A 19,629-nucleotide genomic window follows, 5' to 3' on the forward strand; every position below is an offset into this window, starting at 1 on the left:
AAAAAAGCATCCGGAGGAGCCGGATGCTTATACGATATATGATGATGTTAATCTCTAGATTACTTTTACATTAACCGCATTTAAACCTTTTTTACCTTGTTCTACCTCGTAGCTAACGGTATCATTCTCGCGAATGCTATCGATTAGGCCAGAAGAATGAACGAAGATTTCGCTGCCACCTGAGCTTGGTTTAATGAATCCGAAACCTTTAGTTTCGTTGAAAAATTTTACTGTTCCTTCTTGCATTGTATTTATTATTAAAGTACTAAAGGTAAGTAAAAAAAATACAAATCAATGGATTACAAAGATTTTTGTACTACTTTAAAATCTTTCTGAGAAACGTAGCTACAGTAAATGTAGAAAGTTGCCCACCCGGCCCGCTAAGTGTGTAGTCAAATCCATGCGTAGCCCAGGGAAGGGTTAATAAATAATGAGGCACCCCGTTCCTGGTCAGCTTCGCTGCAAGACGCGTGCTGTGTTCATAAGCAACAAGAACATCATTCCTGCCGTGAATAAGCAAAGTCGGCGGACTTGTCTCCGATACATGTTCAATAGGGGAGGCCGACCTGTATTTGTCTGGTATTTGCTGATAGGTACCACCAAGATAATTCTCCATCACGCGACGGGAATCCATCACCCAGCGGCTGGCCGGTTTACTGTAACCCCATATCATATCTGCGGGACCGTAGAAGCTAATTACGCCTTTCAAACCCGGCTCTGTTCCCTGATAAGCGGCCATAAGTGCTATCTGCGCGCCAGCAGATCTTCCTAAAATAACAAGCCTGGAGGTATCTATCATTAACTGTCCCGCTCTAGTTCTTAAATAAGATAGAGCCTTTCTGACATCTTCCAGAGGCTGGGGACTTTGCCATTCAGGAGCTTTATGATAGTTCACCGAAGCAACATGGTAGCCGAGGTTCGCCAAATGCGTATTTATTTCCGGTAGTTGCCTGCTGTCTCCACTGCTCCAGGAGCCGCCGTGCACTACCACTATGCAGGGTCTGATCCCTGAGCTGTCCGCCCGATAAAAATCCAGAGTAGAGGTTGTTCCCTCATCGTCAGCATACCGGAACGTATCAAACCGGGCACTGGATTTCCCCCTTGTCGCAAGCTTCCAAAAGCTAAATGCAGGTTTACCGGAAGGAGTGATCTCCGAACCCTTAAACGCCTGGTTCAATTCGATTTGAAGATTGTCTGCTATAAGGAGAGCCCTGGCAACCGGACTGGAAAATAAAATTAGGGCCAGTACAGAAATCACCGTTCCTGCAGTTTTGAATCTGTCGGTGACGCTCGACATGAGCACCAATACCAGGGCAATGCCCATGAAAATAAGTGGAAACTCCGAAACCATTACAGCCAGTAACCATGTATGGTATGTGGGGGCGCCAAAAACGCTTAATAAAGAAAGTAACAAACTGGCTATAGAAAGCCCTAAACGGATCATACGTATGTGAAAAAGTGTTAAACCTTGTCTTACTGTGGTATGCTAGACCATAATTGAATATCTTTATGGACCAATTTGTTTATTTACTTTGATGAATTTCATAAAAAAGTCATACTCCCTACTGTTCTTTTGTATTCTGTTTCAGCTGTCCGCCGTTGCGCAAGATGATAGCGTAAGCCTTAACACCATTATCGAAAAGGCCGTAAAATACTCAGAACACTATCCACCCGAACACGCTCACATACATTTTGATAAGCCCTACTATGCCGTTGGCGATACCATTTGGTTCAAAGCCTATATGGCCAGCCGTTTGCGACAGCCATCGCCGTTGAGCAAAATTATCTATGTTGATGTGATCAATGAACGAGATTCGCTGATCGAGACCATCAAGCTGCCCGTATCGAACGGCATAGCCAGCGGAAACCTCACTTTGGCTCCCCTGAATTATTCCCAAGGTAATTACCATTTCCGGGCTTACACCAACTGGATGCTCAATTTTGGAGAGTCGTATTTCTTTTCCAAGACGGTTACCATAGGTAATACGCTGAACAAAAGACTGTATACCAATGTTGAACTCAACGGAAGCCAGTCCGATAAATCAGCACAAATAAGTGCAAAAGTACAATTTAAAGATGAGCAGGGGAAGCCTTATGCCAATCGGAAAGTAAGCTGGAAAGTAGACTCAAAGTTCGAGACCATCCATAAGGGCAGAGGTACCACAGATGAAAACGGCTACCTAACCGTCTCCGTCTCAAACAATAGCAAGGCAGTTCTCGAAGCAGGACGATTAGAAACCGTACTGTCCCTTGATGACAGGAATTTAACAAGCACCTTTCCGCTGAAATCTGCTTTGACCACAAACGATATTCAGTTCCTTCCTGAGGGAGGGATCGCTATTGCGGGATTATCAACCAAGTTTGCCTTTAAGGCTATTAAGAGCGATGGCTTAGGTGTTGGCGCCAAGGGAGAAATAACAGACAATACAGGTAAAAAAATAGCCGATTTTGCGTCTCAGCACCTTGGATTGGGTTCAGTAACCTTTATACCGGAACTCAATAAAACCTATGTGGCCAACGTCGCTTTTGCCGATGGGACGAGGGGAACCTTCAAGATGCCCGAATCACTTACCGAAGGGATCAGCATTGCTGTGAACAGTGCAGATACAGCCAACCTTTCTGTACGTATCGCAGCCAGCAGTACCTTTCTTGACAACTATCGCAATAAGGCTTTTTACATCGTAGCCCAAAGCGCCGGAGTTGTCTGCTACGCGGCTCAGACTAAACTTCAAAGCCAGATTTATAACGCTCAAATTCCGAAAGATAAGTTTCCAACCGGCATCGTCCAGATAACCCTGTTTACCTCTTCAGGAATGCCCTTGAGTGAACGGATAGTTTTTGTTCAGCATCAGAACCCCTTTACCATCAAACTTACGAGCGACAAGCCGTCTTACCAGCCCAGACAAAAGGTTAAGATGAATATCTCTGCAAAAAGTCCTTTGAAAGTCCTGCCTGGCAGTTATTCTTTATCCGTAGTGGACGAAACTAAAGTGCCGTTTAACGAAGATGCAGAAACATCCATCCTGAGCAGCCTGCTTCTGAAGTCCGACCTGAAAGGATATATTGAGCTTCCTAATTACTATTTCAATAAGCAGGATGATAAAAAGCGCGAGGATCTCGACTTGCTGATGTTAACCCAAGGCTACCGTGCCTTCGAATACGAGAACTATATGAACGATAAATATCCGCCCATCTCTTTCATGCCAGAGCAGGGAATGGATATTACCGGTACACTTAGGCAGATGAACGGTATGCCGGTCAATAAGGGCAATATGCAGTTGAGTATACCCGATAAAAATATTTCTCTGAGCGTTTTAACGGACGCGGATGGCAAGTTCAGATTCAGCAATCTGGATTTCCCTGACTCATCCAAAGCTATTTTGAGCGCCAGAAATAACATCAACTCACGTAATATGATGATCATGGTTGATGGGGCGGCGTTTCCGGCCATTACACAAAATCAAAATGTCGCGGATGAAATAGTCAACATAGACAGCGTTCTGAGTCCTTACCTGGAAAACAGTAAACGCCAGTACCGTACCGCCAATCTCCTTGACGAGGTGGTCGTGAAAGCGAAGAGCCCGGTCAAGCGACCTAGTCATGCCGACCACTCCTCGCTCAGCGGATTAAGTATGATGCCCGATCATCTGATAGAGGGCGAAAGATTTAAAGACTGTCCGTTTTTAATCAACTGCCTGAAAACTTCTGCTATGGGACTGATCTTCGCAGATGAGCAGTTTTATGTAAACAGAGATTATAACGCAGGTCGGCGAGTTCCTGTGCAGATATTCCTGAACGGCATGCCTATCGATGTTGTCGGTTTAAACTCTGTAGCCTCATCGGAAGTTGAATCTGTTGAAATTTTCTTAAAAGACGACCTGGGTACTGTAAACCGTCTGTACAACACCAATGGTGTCCTTGTTGTAAACACCAAAAAGGTCGAGAAACTCAAATTGAAGCCTGGCGATCTTGCCGATCTCCTTCCCAAAAGCAACGTTATCGACTTTACTCCCCTGGGTTACCGGAAAGCCAGACAGTTCTACTCACCTAAGTATGAAGGCCCCCGTAAAGGTGTTATCAGTGCTGATCTGAGAACAACGATATTCTGGGACCCGTTGATTACAACTGACAAGGATGGCAATGCATCTGTTGAGTTTTATAACTCCGACGGAAGAGGGTCATTCAGAGCGATTATAGAAGGGATGGACAATGAAGGAAACATCGGAAGGTATTTATACCGATACACCGTCAAATAAAGACATAAAAAGATATAAACAAGAAGAGCCGACCCATTCAGGGTCGACTCTTCTTGTTTATCCAACTAAGTGTAGAAGTATGCTATTTCTGAACCCTTCCGGTTTTTCTATCATTTGCACGACCGATCGCATATCCTGTACCGGCACCGACCACACCACCTATAATAGCACCGCGTGCATCTTTTTTATCAACCAAGATTCCGGTAACTGCGCCCGCGCCCGCTCCAATTGCGGCACCCTTAGCTGCAGAACTCCAACCTTTTTTCTGAGCCTGTGGTGTGGCTGTAGCTGTACCGTTTGAAGGTGACTGCACATAATGTACGGTGTTGGTGTTCGAACCCTTAGGTCTGGCAGCCAATGCCGCAGCCGCTGCAGTAGCAGCAATTTCCTTTTTCTCAGCTTCCAGTCTCTTTTCCTCTTCCAATGCGGCAGAAGCTCTTTCGAAACTGTCGAGACGTAAACTATCTTTAATCGCTTTTAACGAATCACGTTGCGCTTGTAAATTTGCTTCTTGCTTACCGTTCGTGCTGCATGCAACAACTATTGATGCGAAAGCCAGCATAATGAATACTCTTTTCATAATTATCATTCTTGGTGTAGGTATAGACATAATGATGCCAAAAAGGTTTAACCAAGACGATATGTTTACCTATTATCGGTAAACTCCTGGTGTGGAGCCTATAACTTTTGTAAAAAAATAAAACAATAATTGAAAAACTTATCCTTGCCGCAGGGGAGTGCTCTATTAAAATGTAAAATTGTCCAGATATCTATACAATGTGAAGAGAAAATAAACAATTACCCTTATTTTTATAGTATGACCGGAGTTTACGAATCTACTTACCAGGCCGCGCGCTCGGTAGCGGCAACTGTCGAAGCACATTTCGCCCATCACCTGAATACAGCTGCTGGAAAGGGAGTGTCAGATCTGGCTGAACATCCGCCGGCATATTATATTGAAGCCATCATTGACGCTGCATTTTGGGCGAGCCTTCGTAAGGAAGAGGGGCGAAGTCCGAGGATATCGATAGCATTTCTTCCTCCTGATCAGGTCGATAGCGCACTGCTATTCGGAAGCCGGCTTACGCTGAACGCTCTGGTGCTGACCAAGCTCGCACCCGGAGTAGAGCGTCCTGGAGTTCATCTGGGAGTCTGGTACGACGAAAATGGCCTTTACATCTGGGGAACAACGATAACACTTCCAAACTTTTGTTTTGTGCTTGATGTGTCAGAACCGGGGCTGTTGGTGATTAAGCACAGAAGAATGTGCGGTTTCGGAAAGTATTCCAATGTAGCTGTATTGAAAGGCGACCAGATTAAAGTCGTGGATGAGTCCTGTGTTCATCACGCAGACTGTCCTCCAATCCTGAAAGCGCTGCTTGATCTGTCCGCGTTTATCAACCACTCCGTCAATGTGCTGATCCAGCTGGCAGTATCCATGCGAGCCCATCACCAGGGAGGAATCCTGCTGGTGGTCCCTACCGGGAGTACCGATTGGAGGCGCTCTATCATCCAGCCCATGCAGTATCTGGTAGATCCTCCGTTTACTGGCCTTGCGAATATGGTATGGAAGGAAGGTGTGGACCGCAGTGAAAGTGTATGGCAAAGTATGCTGAACCGCGAAGTCGACAATCTGGCAGGTCTTACAGCCATTGACGGTGCTACCATCATCAATGACCAGCACGAATTGATTGCCTTCGGTGCCAAGATCAGTATAGCTGAAACAAGTACCCGCCTGGAGAGGGTAGCACTCATTGAGCCTGTTGTTGGTGGTGAGGCTGATACTGTCCATCCCGGGAAGATCGGAGGTACACGCCACCTTTCAGCAGCGCAGTTCGTTCATGATCAGCACGATGCTATCGCTTTGGTCGCATCCCAGGATGGCGTATTCACTATCTTCAGCTGGTCGCCAACTACGCAAACTGTCCAGGCCCATCGTATCGACACCTTGTTATTATAAGGTAAAATAATAGATGGTTCATAACGTTTTTACTTGTGAGAACGTAATGATTACAAACAGACATACACCCATGAAAAAGTACTACAACCAATTTCTTATCTTAATGACAGCTGCGCTGATGTTAAGTGCCTGCGGGACCTCCACTCAGATTATCGGGGTCTGGCAAAAACCGGATAGCAGAACCATAACCTATCAAAAGGTTTTGGTCGCTTCCCTGACCAACAACCTGACTGCGCAGCAAAAGGTCGAGACCGAGCTGGCAGCAATATTAAGCGGCCCTGGCGTCATCGTCACCAGGAGCGTGGATGCATTCCCGCCCAATATGGAAAGCAAAAAAAGTAAAGACAAAGATGCCTTGCTGAAAAAGCTCCGGGAGTTTGACAGTGACATTATCGTAACCAACACCGTAGTCGACAAAAAATATCGTCAGAGCTATAACAGGCCCTATTACGGCCCCTGGGGTTGGGGTGGTTACTGGGGTTATCGCGGATGGTATGGCGGATTTTATGATCCGGGCTTTGTGGTGATGGACAAAGAGTATTACCTGGAAACAAATGTCTTTGATTCGAAAAGCGGCGATCTGGTATGGTCAGCGCAATCCAGAACAAGTAACCCTTCCAGCCTCGACAACTTTATCAGAGACTACGCTCAAGTCATCGCTAAAAAGATGATAGAAGACGGAATAATTAAGCAGTACTAGCAAGCAAAAGTGGCTGTTTTTCATTTAAAGGCGCATTTTATAGAGATATCTATATCTTTGCGCCTTTATCATTAACGAATTACATCGCACATGATTAAATCTGTCTTCCGAATTTTCCTGCTCTTACTACTGCCACAATTTATACTTGGTGAATCTTCTGAAAACCTGGCTGCGGGATTTACCGTGGTCATTGACGCAGGCCATGGAGCCCACGACAGCGGAGCTCTCGGCAAAAACTCCAAAGAAAAAGACCTCGCCCTGAAAATAGCTCTCAAGCTTCGTGATAAGCTTAAAGCAAATGGAGTAAAGGTTGTGATGACCAGGAGCACCGATAAGTTCTTACCCCTTTATGAACGAATAGGCCTCGCAAACAAAGTTAAGGCCGACCTTTTTATCTCCATCCATTGTAATTCCATGCCGCTTAATAAGCGCAACAGGGCATCCATTAGAGGGACGGAAACATTTGTGTCAGGTTTCGGACGACTGGATGAGCAGGATATCGCTCTAAGAGAGAACGCATCCATTCTGCTGGAGAAGGATTACAAGAAGAACTACGCCGGTTATGATCCTAAAGATCCTGAAAGTTATATCATTCTTTCATTGATGAAGAATGCTTTCCGTACGCAGAGCATTCAATTTGCGAGTCTGATCCAGAAAGAATATAAAAAGTCGGGTAGAATCGACAGGGGCGTACATGAAAAGAGTCTGGCGGTATTAGCAAGAGCAGCAATGCCCGCGGTATTAACGGAGGTAGGATTTATAAGCAGCCCTGCAGAGGAGCAGTACATGAGGTCTGCTGCCGGTCAGAACGAAATTGTAACCGACCTCTCGAATGCCGTACTGGCATACAAGAAGTCGGTAAAAAAATAAGCCTGTTACTTCGATGTCATAGACTTCAGCGACTGCAGATCAGCCTTTAGCCTTTCTATTTCCGCCTGCTGCTCCTTAACGGATGCTACCAGGATAGCGATAAGGCTCTCCATTTCTACATCTTTGATTTCAGTCGTTTTAAAGGCATTTTTGCCTGCCGGAACCATTTTTTTCTGGCTTTTTACGATTCCCGGAAGTACCTTCTGTACGTCCTCCGCATTAAAGCCATATTGCTCTCCTGCGGGTAACTTTAGCTTGTTAGCCTGGTTTTTATCGTACTCAAAAGATATAGGTTCCAACCGCTCGAGATAAGACAAAGAATTCGTCAAAGGGCGTGCGTTTTGCTTCAGCTCGTTATTAGTCACTGAATTTGTTTGAGCTGATACTCCAGCAGATATACATAGAAATCCCATTAGGAATAATCCGTTTTTCCAATTAAACTGTGTCATAAAGGTATTTTTGAAGTTAATATATAATTGTCCCATTCAGGTCTGATGACCTGGTTAATGCATTGCCTGATAGGTTTAGAAATTACCTATGAAAGGTTGGGAGGAGGAGTAGGGATAGATGGATAAAAGGGAACGATTTGAAAGTCCCGGCTTATAGCAGGTTGTCTGAACAGACTCTTGCATATCGGTGAAAGCATACTTTCTTCACCGTCTGATAGCCAAACCTCTTTGGCCGACACCTCTTTGGTATTTTCAGCTTCTTTGGCGTTCGTTTCCGGATCAGACAAGACCATTTCAAAAGCATGAGCGCGGTCCGCTAAAATCAAAGACATAACAGACACGCCTGACTTTTCCAGTACGGCAAAAATTAAAAGGGAGAGTACTATAAACTTACTGAAAGTTCGTCTCATACTTCTTATTAAACGCTTTTATTCGCTATCTGTTTGCGCTATAAAAATACAAAACTATAACGCATAAAACGTAATTATCGTTTAAATTCTGACGTTGTATGGAATTCTACATCCGGAAAATCGCGTTTCGCCAGGTTGATAGCCCAGTCATTATCGGCCAGAAATACCGGGTTATTATCTTTATCAAACCCTATATGCGAAGAGCGTCTCTGCATGATTTCCTGTAACGATTTTTTGTCTTTAGCCGTAATCCAACTCGAACGGGAGAAGGACAGCGGTCGGAACGCACATTTTGCGCCATATTCATGCTCTAAACGGAAGCTGATCACTTCAAACTGCAGAGCGCCTACTGCGCCGATGATCTTACGATTGCCGGGCTGCTGTACAAAAAGTTGTGCCACACCTTCCTCCGTAAGCTGCTGTATACCTTTTTCAAGTTGTTTGGACTTAAGAGGATCCCTGTTCTCTACTTCCTTGAATATTTCAGGAGAGAAGCTCGGAATGCCTTTGAACTGCAGTTCTTCACCTTCTGTCAGGGTATCGCCAATTTTGAAGTTACCACTGTCATATAGCCCTACCACGTCGCCAGGCCAGGCTTCTTCTACCAGGGTCTTATCATTTGCCATGAAGTCCATCGGGTTCGAGAACTTCAGCTTTTTATTCAGGCGGGTGTTGAAATAGAACTTATTTCGTTCGAACTTCCCTGAACAGATTCTTAAGAACGCAATTCTATCGCGGTGCTTAGGGTCGAGGTTGGCATGGATTTTAAATACAAACCCGCTAAAGTTCTTCTCGTCGGCATACACCATCCGCTGCTCCGCTTCGCGGCTTGCCGGGCTGGGTGCAATATCAATAAACGTGTCCAGCAGCTCGCGTATACCGAAGTTATTGATCGCACTGCCAAAAAATACAGGTGCCAGCAATCCTTCCAGATACATCTCCTTGTCAAGTGGTCCGTAAATTCCTTCCGTAAGCTCCAGGTCGCTTTTTAGCTTGTCAAGATGCTTGTCAGCCAGATATTCTGCCAACAGGGGGTCATGCAGGTCTTTTACCTGTATAACCGGCTCTGTGACCTTTGATTTATCAGACTCAAATAAGTTAAGCTGATTGCCGTAAATATTGTAAACTCCCTTGAAAGTATGACCCTGGCCAATAGGCCATGACTGGGGGCAGACACTGATGGTGAGTTTTGTTTCCAGCTCATCCAGCAGGTCGAATGCATCCTTGCCTTCGCGGTCCATTTTGTTGATGAAGATAATCACCGGCGTATTACGCATACGGCAAACTTCCATCAGCTTTTCTGTCTGTTCTTCCACCCCTTTAACACTGTCGACAACCAGGATAACGCTGTCCACAGCAGATAATGTGCGGTAGGTATCCTCCGCAAAGTCTTTGTGACCAGGAGTATCCAGAATATTGATACGTTTTCCTTTGTACTCGAATCCCATCACAGAAGTGGCCACAGAAATTCCTCTCTGCTTCTCAATCTCCATGAAGTCAGATGTTGTATTTTGGTTGGCTTTGTTGCGTTTAACCGCACCTGCAGTGTTGATAGCACCACCAAACAAAAGAAACTTTTCTGTTAGTGTTGTTTTACCCGCATCGGGGTGACTGATAATGGCGAAGGTTTTTCGTTTTTCTATTTCTGGATGGACACTCATTGTTTCAAAGAAAGCGCTGGGGCTGTAACGTTATAAAAATTAATGGCTGCAAATGTACCATTTAAAAATGATAACATAAGGCGCTGGTGTCAGCTCAGAATAATGTTTGTGCGCCACCAGGCCTCAACCTGCCCAGATGCCTGTATGCCAGGTCGGTTACTTCCCGTCCCCGGGAAGTTCGCATCAGAAATCCTTCCTGTATCAGAAAAGGCTCATATACTTCCTCTATGGTCCCCTCATCTTCACCCACAGCCGTTGCTATTGTCTTCAGGCCCACAGGTCCTCCCTTGAATTTATCAATAATGGTTACCAGTATCTTGTTGTCCATTTCATCCAGGCCATGACTGTCTACATTCAATGCGTTAAGCGCATATTTAGCGATTTCCGTATCAATAGTCCCATTGCCCTTTATCTGGGCAAAATCACGTGTCCGGCGCAACAGCGCGTTAGCGATACGTGGAGTACCCCGGCTCCTTCTGGCAATTTCATAAGCGCCCTCATCACTGATCGGCGTCTTTAAAATAGAAGAACTGCGGAGTACAATGGTAGTCAACAGCTTCGCATCATAATACTCCAGACGGGAATTAATGCCAAACCGCGCTCTCAACGGAGCCGTAAGAAGTCCCGAACGTGTGGTGGCGCCAACAAGCGTGAAAGGATTTAATGATAACTGAACAGATCTCGCGTTCGGGCCCGATTCAAGCATAATATCGATCTTGAAATCTTCCATCGCCGAATAGAGGTACTCTTCTACAAGCGGACTTAAGCGGTGTATCTCATCGATAAACAGGATATCGCCCTCTTCGAGGTTGGTAAGCAAACCTGCAAGATCCCCCGGTTTGTCCAATACCGGGCCCGATGTGATCTTTATATTCACTCCCATTTCGTTGGCGATAATGTGAGATAGCGTAGTTTTACCTAGTCCCGGCGGGCCATGAAGCAAAACATGGTCGAGAGATTCGCCACGTAATTTAGCTGCCTGTACAAATATTCGAAGGTTTTCCAGAATCTTAAACTGGCCGGTAAAGTCCTCAAAAGCCTGAGGTCTGAGTACTTTCTCAATATCACGATCTAAGGAAGAGAGCCGTTCTGCGTCCGGATCTAAATTCTCATTCAGCATGCCGCTAAATTACAAAATTCATGATCAATGTGCTAAGTTTATTGGCAACCCGTTGAGAGGGCCGTCAGTGCGCTGTAAAATAGGAAAGTCCCGCTGATGCAGGACTTTCTTCGTTGTTTAACTGAGGGAAAAAGAACGATTTGTAAATTCTTATATATCTTACGCAATAAGAAAGCACTGAGAATAAGGGATCATGGTCTTGATGAAACGGTCTTTTAGTTTACCTAATACCGCAGACTCATGGCTGCTAGATTTTGATCCATTTTCTTCGGCTGTTCTTAATTTTATGATTTGGGCTGTTTTCGTCGTTTTCATAGTGTATATATTAAGGTGAAGGGTATTTAATCTTGTTCGTTATCAGATAAATTATTTTTTCTCAATTCGGCTTCTCTCTTCTGTCTCTGTAGTTGTTCGACGTCACGATTATCAGAGGCGTTCTCAGGGTTGGAAGGATTTTCCCATGAAAGTTCTTCCTTCATTTTCTGATCTGCCTGGTCCTCTTTCGGAATCTTTAATTTATTTACAACAACCATATTGTTCAATGTTATAACAAACGAGATGCTAATACTGTACCAAACTCGCCGAAACGTCTATATTCACTATAAAAGCCATCATCTCCCCTAAATGGCCAATGCCGGGCTCTAAATACTGTAACTTTTTGTAGACGATTCTGTCCTGAAACATCGATTTAAGGGTCTGGTGTATAATGAAAAGGACAAGTCGATGGTTAAACGGGCTGAATATTCTTATTTTTGTAAAACAAATACTGGAAAATATTATGGCGGAAACAAATACGTATAGTGAAGATAGTATAAAGTCCCTCGACTGGAAAGAGCATATTCGCCTCAGACCGGGGATGTATATCGGGAAGTTGGGAGATGGATCTGCTTATGACGACGGAATTTATGTACTGCTGAAGGAGATTATCGATAACTCCATAGACGAGTTTGTTATGGGCGCTGGCCGCACTATTGATGTCAACATATCCGAACATAAGGTTTCTGTTCGCGATTATGGCAGGGGCATTCCGCTGGGGAAGGTGATCGACTGTGTATCCAAAATCAATACAGGTGGGAAATATGACTCCAGGGCTTTTCAAAAGTCGGTAGGTCTGAACGGTGTGGGTACAAAGGCGGTTAATGCCTTGTCATCAACTTTTATTGTGCAGTCTTATCGTGATGGGCGGACTAAAATCGCCGAATTCAGTCAGGGCGCAATCATACGGGACGAGCCCGAGAAGGAGACCACTCAACGCAACGGGACAGCTATTACCTTTCACCCTGACAACACCATATTCAGAAACTACCGTTTCATTCCGGAATTTATTGAGAACATGATCTGGAACTATGTTTTCCTGAATGCCGGTCTTGTGATCAACTTCAACGGCAAAAAGTACTTTTCAGAGCGCGGGTTGCATGACCTTCTTGTCAAGAACACAGACGCAGAAACGATTCGCTATCCGATCATTCACCTCAAAGGGGAGGATATAGAGGTGGCAATGACGCATGCTCAGCAATACGGTGAAGAGTATTACTCATTCGTAAACGGTCAGAACACAACGCAGGGTGGTACCCACCAGGCCGCTTTCCGCGAAGCAGTGGTGAAAACGATAAGAGAGTTCTTCAAGAAAGAATTTGATGCTTCAGACGTCAGGGCCTCTATTGTAGCCGCCGTTTCAATAAGAGTACAGGAGCCGGTGTTTGAATCGCAGACGAAAACCAAGCTGGGTTCTCTGAATGTGGGTCCTGATGGGCCTACTGTCAGAGCCTTCGTCAATGACTTTGTTAAAAAGAGCCTGGATGATTATCTGCACAAATATCCTCAGGTTGCTGATGCGATGCTGAAGCGGATCCTCCAGTCTGAACGCGAGCGCAAAGATATTGCCGGAATCAAGAAGCTTGCCAATGAACGGGCTAAAAAAGCTTCGCTACATAACAGGAAGCTGCGCGATTGCAAGCTCCACTTTGACGACAATCACGAGCGTAAGCAGGAAACAACGCTCTTTATAACAGAGGGGGACTCTGCAAGTGGTTCGATTACCAAGTCCCGGGACGTAATGACACAGGGCGTTTTCTCACTCAAGGGTAAACCTCTCAATTGCTTCGGGCTTACCAAAAAGATCGTATACGAGAACGAAGAGTTTAATCTTTTGCAACATGCCCTCAACATTGAAGATGGTCTCGAAGGCCTGCGATACAATAATATTGTCATTGCGACGGATGCCGATGTCGACGGCATGCACATCAGGTTGCTGATTATGACGTTCTTCATTCAGTTCTTTCCTGATTTGGTAAAAGCCGGACACGTATTTATCCTGCAAACACCCCTGTTTCGTGTAAGAAACAAAAAAGAAACCATTTACTGCTACAGCGATGAAGAACGCAGAAACGCGATCGCGAAGCTGGGAAATAAGCCGGAAATCACGCGTTTCAAAGGTCTCGGAGAAATATCGCCGGATGAATTTGGTCTTTTCATCGGCAAGGATATCCGGCTGGATCCTGTTATTCTGAGAGATTCCAATAATCAGTCTCTTCTGCAGTACTTCATGGGGAAGAATACGCCTTCACGTCAGCAGCATATTGTTGCGAACCTCCGTGTGGAGAAAGATGATACTCTTTTGTTGCCGGAAGAAGAAGCGGAAACCGAAGAGTCTGCAGCCTAGGCCTAAGACTCGCGGGAGAAGGGTAACCAGGTTATTATCTGGCTGGAGTAGTTTCGATATGAAATGAGGCAGGGGGCCGGCTCAATCATTGAGCCGGCCCCCTGCCTCATTTCATACAAGCCGTTTACCTATTTATAAAGGCTTGATACGTTGGTGATCTTCCATCCCTGGTCTGTATTAGAGATGGTGACATAATTGATCTTAGAAAAGTTCTCATAATCCATGGTTACTTTTACAATGGTTTGAGCTTCTCCTTTTTCAATAATGGAATAGTCAGTCTTACAGTTCTGATTAATGTTCTCTGAAATTTTCAGAGAATTAATTAATTCCATTTTGTTGTAGTTAATTACCTTATTTCCCTGTGCAAGGGTGAACTTTACATTGTTGTCCAGGATCTCATCGATTCCTTTAACCTTTCCTAAGGATACTGCTTCTACGTATGTCTTTATTGCGTAGTCCATGGTCAGGTAACCTTTGTCGCCTTTTGCGTAACCCACAGAGGTAATAATGATAGAAACTAACAGTGCAGCGAGTATAGATTTTATAGCTTTCATAACATGGAGAATTAGTTGTTCTTTGTATATTGTAAGAACAAATATAGGGGGCAAAAGCTTGTTTTTTTACCCTCTCCATGCACTTTTAACCGAAATTCAAGGATGCTGAACCAGACTTGAAAATCCTGCAATTAATAGGTTTTAAACCATCAAGGTGTAACAGTTTTTTGACCTAAACCAGAATATATAGCATTGTGATTTCAGACATTTTCAGTCAAAAAAGCGTGACAATTGTCATATTTGCTTCTTCTCAAAGAATACCAGGAGCTGTTCCTCCACTAATTCGCCCATGGTACGGCATTTTTTGAAAGCTCCCTTCTTGTGATAGGCCCATAATTCCTTGCCCAACTGCTCCACTTTTTCTCTGGGTGATATCTCGTGTTTCTTCATTACCTGCAGAATATCGCTGAGTCGGTAATGCACAAGTTTCATCCGGTTGTAGATCAAGCTCCTTTCTTCCTCCTGATATTGCCTCATGGTCATTTTATCCATGTGCTGTATCCCCAGCTGAACGAGTTTGTTATTCTCTTTAAAATAATGCGGCAGGTAGAAGTTCCGGCGCCCCTCATAAGACTGCTGATCAAAATCTATCGCCCTTATCCGGTATTGGTTACCCTCAATATCCGGCGTGATGTGCACCACATAATTATAAGAGCGCATGTCTCCCAGTAAGCGAATAAAACAACGCTCATTGAATTTGACAAACTCCTTGCAGATACGGATCTGGTTAAACTTCGAGGTATTCGTTCTTTGTTGTATAAATACGTCTCCTGGCAGTCCCGAGATGTGTTCTTCGATCAAAGTGCTGTTATCTGTCAGGTAAGAGATACGGTTCGGTGAGAGGATATGTTCCAGCTCAATCCCATAAACCCTGGAGGCATCCGCTACTTTCACATAGAAGTAATCATAGTTATCGTTGAACCGGTTCATCACTCTGATCCGGAATGGCTTGGAATTCCCGAACGTACAGTAATCGATCTGCGCAATGTGAAGATGCTCCATGACCTTCATATCTCCGTCCGCATTCATCAGGGCGTAGATATATTTAAGATTTGGAAACAATTCATTCATTTCAGACTGGTCATAATACACCGTTTGCCACAACGTATCATTACCTGCTTTATCCAGCAGGGGAGTACTGAACTGAAAACGGAGCAGGTCAGAATACTGCACATGGAGTTTAACCTCCCGGTTATATTTCAGCAGATATTCTCTCAGCGGATCGTGAATGGGGTAAAAAAACTTTTTCTTGGAAGGGACGTCTGCTCTGGTCTCAAACTGCGTCATGATAGACTGGTTAAATTATTTTAAAATCACTTCGGTAGCACCATAGCCGAATTTCTCCTTGCGGGCGTCCAAAAATGTCTTCACATGATTATTCCGCCCCAGTGTCTTATGTATTTCTTGTTTAAGGGTGCCGTTTCCTATCCCATGAATGAAGGTGATAGAAGGGAGCTTATGCACGATGGCCGCATCCAGTGCTTTTTTGTAATGATCCATCTGGATCTTCAGAATTTCAGTATTGCTAAGAAACTGAAAATCATCTCTGAGCTTCTCAATATGAAGATCCACTTCGGCGGAAGGTTTCTCTATAACTTTCTTTTCAGCCACAGGCTTGAAAAAGCTCTCTTTCAGCTTTTCAGGGTCAATAACAAGATCGTCTTCATCAATCCGAAAGACCCAGGCCTCTTTGTTTAACTGCGCGACCTTTTTCCTGGCACCTGCAAAGTCCCTGGCTCTAAACTTCTCGGAATACTGGATGGCTTCCGGGATGGCGACGTTTGATTTAGAGAAATACAAGGCACGGATCACGAAGCCAGGCCATACGCTGAGGTCAGATAAGTTAGATGAATATATTTCGACCGCACTGTGTGGTTGTATGCTGCCGGCAAACTCCCCCTTGCTTACGCCCGCCTTGTCCGTTATCAGAGTGGTCAGTAATTGAAAGGAGGTATCGTTCACCAGATGAAAGTGTACGACAGAAGCTTTGTTCGGATCGGGGACTACCGCCAAAAAAATCCCTTTTGACTCAAATGTATCCGAGGGGGCTGGTGTGTCAGCCTGGTATTGCTCCGCTGCTCCGGGATATTTATGGCCGTGCACACGTGTTACTTTCGTAGTTAAGACAGGAATTTCAAAATCATCCTCCCCCGTTACACCGATCATGTCATCGCTGATGATGCGGGTAACATATCCTTCCATTCTTTCGTCAACGAAACGGACAAACTCTCCTAACTTAAATTCCATTTTATAATGTCTTGATTGAGTAACAAACTTAGATAAAAAATGCCTTTGACAGCAGGTTTTCCATTTCTTTTGTACTTTAGAAGGTGTTAAAGATCGCTTGGGACGCCAACTATTCTCACCCCTTGCCAGCAGGACACCGGTTCCCTATGCTGAAGTATGAGCTTATTCCCGGACAACTGATGTATGAGGGACTCATCAACAACGCGAATTTGTATTCCCCCGGCCTCGTCTCCGAAGATGTTATTCTGCTTACCCACCAACGAGACTACTGGGAACGTCTCCGTGACCTTGCATTAAGTCCGGCTGAAATCAGAAGGTCGGGGTTTCCCTTGTCAAAGGCACTGGTCGACAGGGAGCGGCAGATCGCCCAAGGGACCATAGAGGGTTGCCATTATGCCATGCAATATGGTATAGCTTTCAACGTTGCGGGCGGTACGCACCACGCAGGCTCTAACTGGGCAGAAGGCTTTTGCCTGTTAAACGATCAGGCTGTTGCAGCCAATTACCTGCTGCATCGCAAGCTTGCAGGCTCTGTTCTGATCATTGACCTCGATGTGCATCAGGGAAACGGTACAGCGGAAATCTTTCGGTCTAACCAGCATGTATTTACGTTTTCTATGCACGCGGAAAAAAACTTCCCCTTCCGTAAGGAGCAGTCGGATCTCGATATAGGCTTGCCTGCAGGAACCGGCGACGAGGAATACCTGGATATTTTAAACCACCACCTCGAACCGCTCTTTGAGAAGGTAAAGCCCGATTTTGTGTTCTATCTATCCGGTGTGGATGTGCTGTCAACGGATAAGCTCGGACACCTGGCTTTAAGCAGAGAAGCCTGTAAGATGCGCGATCAACTGGTTCTTTCATTATGCAAAAGCCGGAAGGTGCCCGTTCAGGTTAGCATGGGCGGTGGTTATTCGCCACAGATCATTGATATCGTCGAAGCCCATTGCAATACCTATCGCATCGCCGACCATATTTACTTTTAGGGGAGAGGACCAGGCCTCTCCACCAATTAGATCGCTGAGCTCTTTTTATTGACGCCGGTTTATTCGTACTTGCAGAGGTAGGAGCTCTGACGGCTTGTCCTTACTTTGAAGCTTGAATTGGCAGGAACATCAAATGACTGTCCGCTGGTGTAGGCTTTCCATTCGGATTCGCCTGGTAGCAAAGCAATAAGTTCGCCTTCAATTACCTGCATTGTTTCTTTAGCAGAGGTGCCAAATTCATATTCGCCTTCTTCGATAACCCCAATAGTGGATTTTCCTTGTCCGCTTGTGTAGCCTAATGATTTAACAGCCCCTTCGAAATATTCGTTTACGTGTATCATATGTAATATTTAGTAGCGGAATATCCGAATTTATCACGAAACACTGCTCGACAAAATGCAAGTATTAATGGCGGTAATAAAAAAAGCCCCAAAAGTTGGGGCTTGAAAGGTCGATTTCTAATTTGGGTAACTAAAGAATACCAGGATGAATGGTATGAATATCTTTGTGAGACCACTTGCTTGTCTTAAGGAAAAGTTATGCCACTTTCCTGAATTTGCTTAATCAGGTGGCTATCAGTGTGTGCACTCAGCTTGTTGATTTGAAAATTGTAGAAGAAGTCAACAGGTTGTAGATTTATTTTTGTCTTCCGGAGGTGGAGAAAAAACTCATTTGTTATAACATTTGCTCTTTTTCTAATTAATATCTATATTTGCACCTCATTTAAAAAAACTAATTAACTAACAATGTACGCAATAGTAAATATAGCCGGACAGCAATTCAAGGTTGCAAAAGACCAGCAGATCTTTGTACATCGCTTACAAGGAGAAGAAGGCGCTAGTGTTGAATTTGACCAGGTATTGTTAGCTGCAGACGGAAATAACATCAAAGTTGGTGCTAATGCATTAACAGGTGCTAAGGTTTCAGCTAAGATCGTGTCTCATTTAAAAGGAGATAAAGTAATTGTCTTCAAAAAGAAACGTCGTAAAGGCTACAAAAAGAAGAACGGTCACCGTCAGCAATTCTCTAAAATTGAGATCACTGGTATTACTTTGTAATTAACGAAATAATCCAACAAACAGAATAATAACCTGAATTGAGCAATCAATTCATAATATAAAAAACATGGCACACAAGAAAGGCGCTGGTAGTTCGAATAACGGTAGAGAATCACATAGCAAACGCTTAGGTATTAAGATCTTCGGTGGTCAGGCAGCTATTGCTGGAAATATCATTGTACGTCAGCGTGGTACTAAACACCACCCGGATAAAAACGTTGGTTTAGGAAAAGATCACACGATCTTTGCTCTGATAGACGGTACAGTAGTATTCAAAAAGAAAGCTGATAACAGATCATACGTTTCTGTTCTTCCTGTTGAAGCTCCTGCTACAGCAGAATAAATAAAAGGTACTTTAAAATAAAAAGGGGTGTATCATACATATGATCGCCCCTTTTTTTGTTCGGTAAGATTTTAGCTGCTGGTTGAAAGCAGGTGGCCGTTCACCGGGTAGCCGGTAAACAACCGTCTTCGGCCATCTCCGGCGCTTTCGCTCATGCTCAACAATACAAGCTTTATATGCAGGCGATAACAGGCGCAGATTCTCCCGGGATCAGTCCGACCTGGGGTATGAAAAGTCGGACTTTTGACTGGCTTTTCACTGGTTGTATACGCTTTCATACCGACGATGTATACACCTTTATATAAAGGCGTTCTATCCTGATCCCCTTGTCTTTTTAGTGCAAAATCGGCTCA

21 protein-coding genes are annotated in these 19,629 nt (G+C 44.5%); 8 read left to right on the forward strand and 13 right to left on the reverse strand.

The annotated features are described in order from the left end of the window. Positions 1 to 54: 54 nt before the first annotated feature. Both ACKI5J_RS02275 and ACKI5J_RS02280 read right to left on the reverse strand, forming a co-directional pair. Positions 55 to 246, reverse strand: coding sequence for a cold-shock protein (locus ACKI5J_RS02275; protein WP_016194291.1), 192 nt, complete (start codon positions 244 to 246; stop codon positions 55 to 57). A gap of 70 nt (positions 247 to 316) precedes the next feature. Then, positions 317 to 1,444 (reverse strand): alpha/beta hydrolase fold domain-containing protein, encoded by a 1,128-nt coding sequence (locus tag ACKI5J_RS02280; protein WP_407426090.1) that lies wholly within the window; start codon positions 1,442 to 1,444, stop codon positions 317 to 319. 91 nt (positions 1,445 to 1,535) lie between these two features. Here ACKI5J_RS02280 and ACKI5J_RS02285 point away from each other — a divergent pair, with 91 nt between their 5' ends. Beyond that, positions 1,536 to 4,256: an Ig-like domain-containing protein gene (locus ACKI5J_RS02285; protein ID WP_407426092.1), complete on the forward strand. Its 2,721-nt coding sequence runs from the start codon at positions 1,536 to 1,538 to the stop codon at positions 4,254 to 4,256. 82 nt (positions 4,257 to 4,338) lie between these two features. Here ACKI5J_RS02285 and ACKI5J_RS02290 read toward each other — a convergent pair whose 3' ends face one another. Next, positions 4,339 to 4,836, reverse strand: coding sequence for a YMGG-like glycine zipper-containing protein (locus tag ACKI5J_RS02290; protein ID WP_407426094.1), 498 nt, complete (start codon positions 4,834 to 4,836; stop codon positions 4,339 to 4,341). 237 nt (positions 4,837 to 5,073) lie between these two features. Here ACKI5J_RS02290 and ACKI5J_RS02295 point away from each other — a divergent pair, with 237 nt between their 5' ends. From ACKI5J_RS02295 to ACKI5J_RS02305, 3 genes are all read left to right on the forward strand, one after another. After that, positions 5,074 to 6,216 (forward strand): putative sensor domain DACNV-containing protein, encoded by a 1,143-nt coding sequence (locus ACKI5J_RS02295; protein WP_407426096.1) that lies wholly within the window; start codon positions 5,074 to 5,076, stop codon positions 6,214 to 6,216. Positions 6,217 to 6,286: 70 nt separating this feature from the next. After that, positions 6,287 to 6,916 (forward strand): hypothetical protein, encoded by a 630-nt coding sequence (locus tag ACKI5J_RS02300; RefSeq protein ID WP_407426098.1) that lies wholly within the window; start codon positions 6,287 to 6,289, stop codon positions 6,914 to 6,916. Between the two features lie 90 nt (positions 6,917 to 7,006). Further along, entirely contained in the window at positions 7,007 to 7,786 is a 780-nt protein-coding gene (locus ACKI5J_RS02305) for an N-acetylmuramoyl-L-alanine amidase (protein ID WP_407426100.1), read from the forward strand. Between the two features lie 5 nt (positions 7,787 to 7,791). On the opposite strand, the gene ACKI5J_RS02310 is transcribed toward ACKI5J_RS02305, so the two are convergent. From ACKI5J_RS02310 to ACKI5J_RS02330, 5 genes are all read right to left on the reverse strand, one after another. Continuing rightward, positions 7,792 to 8,235, reverse strand: coding sequence for a tail fiber domain-containing protein (locus ACKI5J_RS02310; RefSeq protein ID WP_407426102.1), 444 nt, complete (start codon positions 8,233 to 8,235; stop codon positions 7,792 to 7,794). Between the two features lie 86 nt (positions 8,236 to 8,321). Next, positions 8,322 to 8,645, reverse strand: coding sequence for a hypothetical protein (locus ACKI5J_RS02315; protein ID WP_407426104.1), 324 nt, complete (start codon positions 8,643 to 8,645; stop codon positions 8,322 to 8,324). A gap of 74 nt (positions 8,646 to 8,719) precedes the next feature. Further along, positions 8,720 to 10,306, reverse strand: a complete 1,587-nt coding sequence (locus ACKI5J_RS02320; RefSeq protein ID WP_407426106.1) for a peptide chain release factor 3 — start codon at positions 10,304 to 10,306, stop codon at positions 8,720 to 8,722. 94 nt (positions 10,307 to 10,400) lie between these two features. Beyond that, positions 10,401 to 11,423 carry a Holliday junction branch migration DNA helicase RuvB gene (gene ruvB / locus ACKI5J_RS02325; protein WP_407426122.1) on the reverse strand — a complete coding sequence of 341 codons (1,023 nt, stop codon included), beginning with the start codon at positions 11,421 to 11,423 and terminating at the stop codon, positions 10,401 to 10,403. 344 nt (positions 11,424 to 11,767) lie between these two features. Next, a complete protein-coding gene (locus ACKI5J_RS02330; protein WP_407426108.1) occupies positions 11,768 to 11,959 on the reverse strand; it encodes a hypothetical protein in 192 nt (63 codons plus the stop codon). A gap of 245 nt (positions 11,960 to 12,204) precedes the next feature. On the opposite strand from ACKI5J_RS02330, the gene ACKI5J_RS02335 reads away from it, so the two are divergent. Then, complete coding sequence (locus ACKI5J_RS02335; RefSeq protein WP_407426124.1) at positions 12,205 to 14,088, forward strand: DNA topoisomerase IV subunit B; 1,884 nt, start codon at positions 12,205 to 12,207, stop codon at positions 14,086 to 14,088. A 128-nt stretch (positions 14,089 to 14,216) separates the two neighbouring features. Here ACKI5J_RS02335 and ACKI5J_RS02340 read toward each other — a convergent pair whose 3' ends face one another. The 3 genes from ACKI5J_RS02340 to ACKI5J_RS02350 form a co-directional block, all read right to left on the reverse strand. Further along, on the reverse strand, positions 14,217 to 14,642 hold the full coding sequence (locus ACKI5J_RS02340; RefSeq protein WP_407426110.1) for a hypothetical protein: 426 nt from the start codon (positions 14,640 to 14,642) through the stop codon (positions 14,217 to 14,219). A 234-nt stretch (positions 14,643 to 14,876) separates the two neighbouring features. After that, positions 14,877 to 15,929: a hypothetical protein gene (locus tag ACKI5J_RS02345; protein ID WP_407426112.1), complete on the reverse strand. Its 1,053-nt coding sequence runs from the start codon at positions 15,927 to 15,929 to the stop codon at positions 14,877 to 14,879. Between the two features lie 15 nt (positions 15,930 to 15,944). After that, positions 15,945 to 16,889: a Smr/MutS family protein gene (locus ACKI5J_RS02350; RefSeq protein WP_407426114.1), complete on the reverse strand. Its 945-nt coding sequence runs from the start codon at positions 16,887 to 16,889 to the stop codon at positions 15,945 to 15,947. 83 nt (positions 16,890 to 16,972) lie between these two features. Between ACKI5J_RS02350 and ACKI5J_RS02355 the strand changes: the two genes are divergently transcribed. Further along, a complete protein-coding gene (locus ACKI5J_RS02355) occupies positions 16,973 to 17,875 on the forward strand; it encodes a histone deacetylase (protein WP_407426116.1) in 903 nt (300 codons plus the stop codon). Positions 17,876 to 17,934: 59 nt separating this feature from the next. On the opposite strand, the gene ACKI5J_RS02360 is transcribed toward ACKI5J_RS02355, so the two are convergent. Then, positions 17,935 to 18,216 carry a pyrimidine/purine nucleoside phosphorylase gene (locus ACKI5J_RS02360; protein ID WP_407426118.1) on the reverse strand — a complete coding sequence of 94 codons (282 nt, stop codon included), beginning with the start codon at positions 18,214 to 18,216 and terminating at the stop codon, positions 17,935 to 17,937. 405 nt (positions 18,217 to 18,621) lie between these two features. Between ACKI5J_RS02360 and rplU the strand changes: the two genes are divergently transcribed. Together rplU and rpmA are read left to right on the forward strand one after the other, a co-directional pair. Beyond that, a complete protein-coding gene (rplU, locus tag ACKI5J_RS02365) occupies positions 18,622 to 18,933 on the forward strand; it encodes a 50S ribosomal protein L21 (RefSeq protein WP_106294886.1) in 312 nt (103 codons plus the stop codon). A 67-nt stretch (positions 18,934 to 19,000) separates the two neighbouring features. After that, positions 19,001 to 19,276 (forward strand): 50S ribosomal protein L27, encoded by a 276-nt coding sequence (gene rpmA / locus ACKI5J_RS02370; protein ID WP_106294884.1) that lies wholly within the window; start codon positions 19,001 to 19,003, stop codon positions 19,274 to 19,276. 71 nt (positions 19,277 to 19,347) lie between these two features. Here the strand turns inward: rpmA and ACKI5J_RS02375 are convergent, their stop codons facing one another. After that, positions 19,348 to 19,554, reverse strand: coding sequence for a hypothetical protein (locus ACKI5J_RS02375; protein WP_407426120.1), 207 nt, complete (start codon positions 19,552 to 19,554; stop codon positions 19,348 to 19,350). Positions 19,555 to 19,629 lie beyond the last annotated feature (75 nt).

Source organism: Arcticibacter sp. (genome assembly GCF_045629565.1).
In the GTDB taxonomy this organism is placed as follows: domain Bacteria; phylum Bacteroidota; class Bacteroidia; order Sphingobacteriales; family Sphingobacteriaceae; genus Arcticibacter.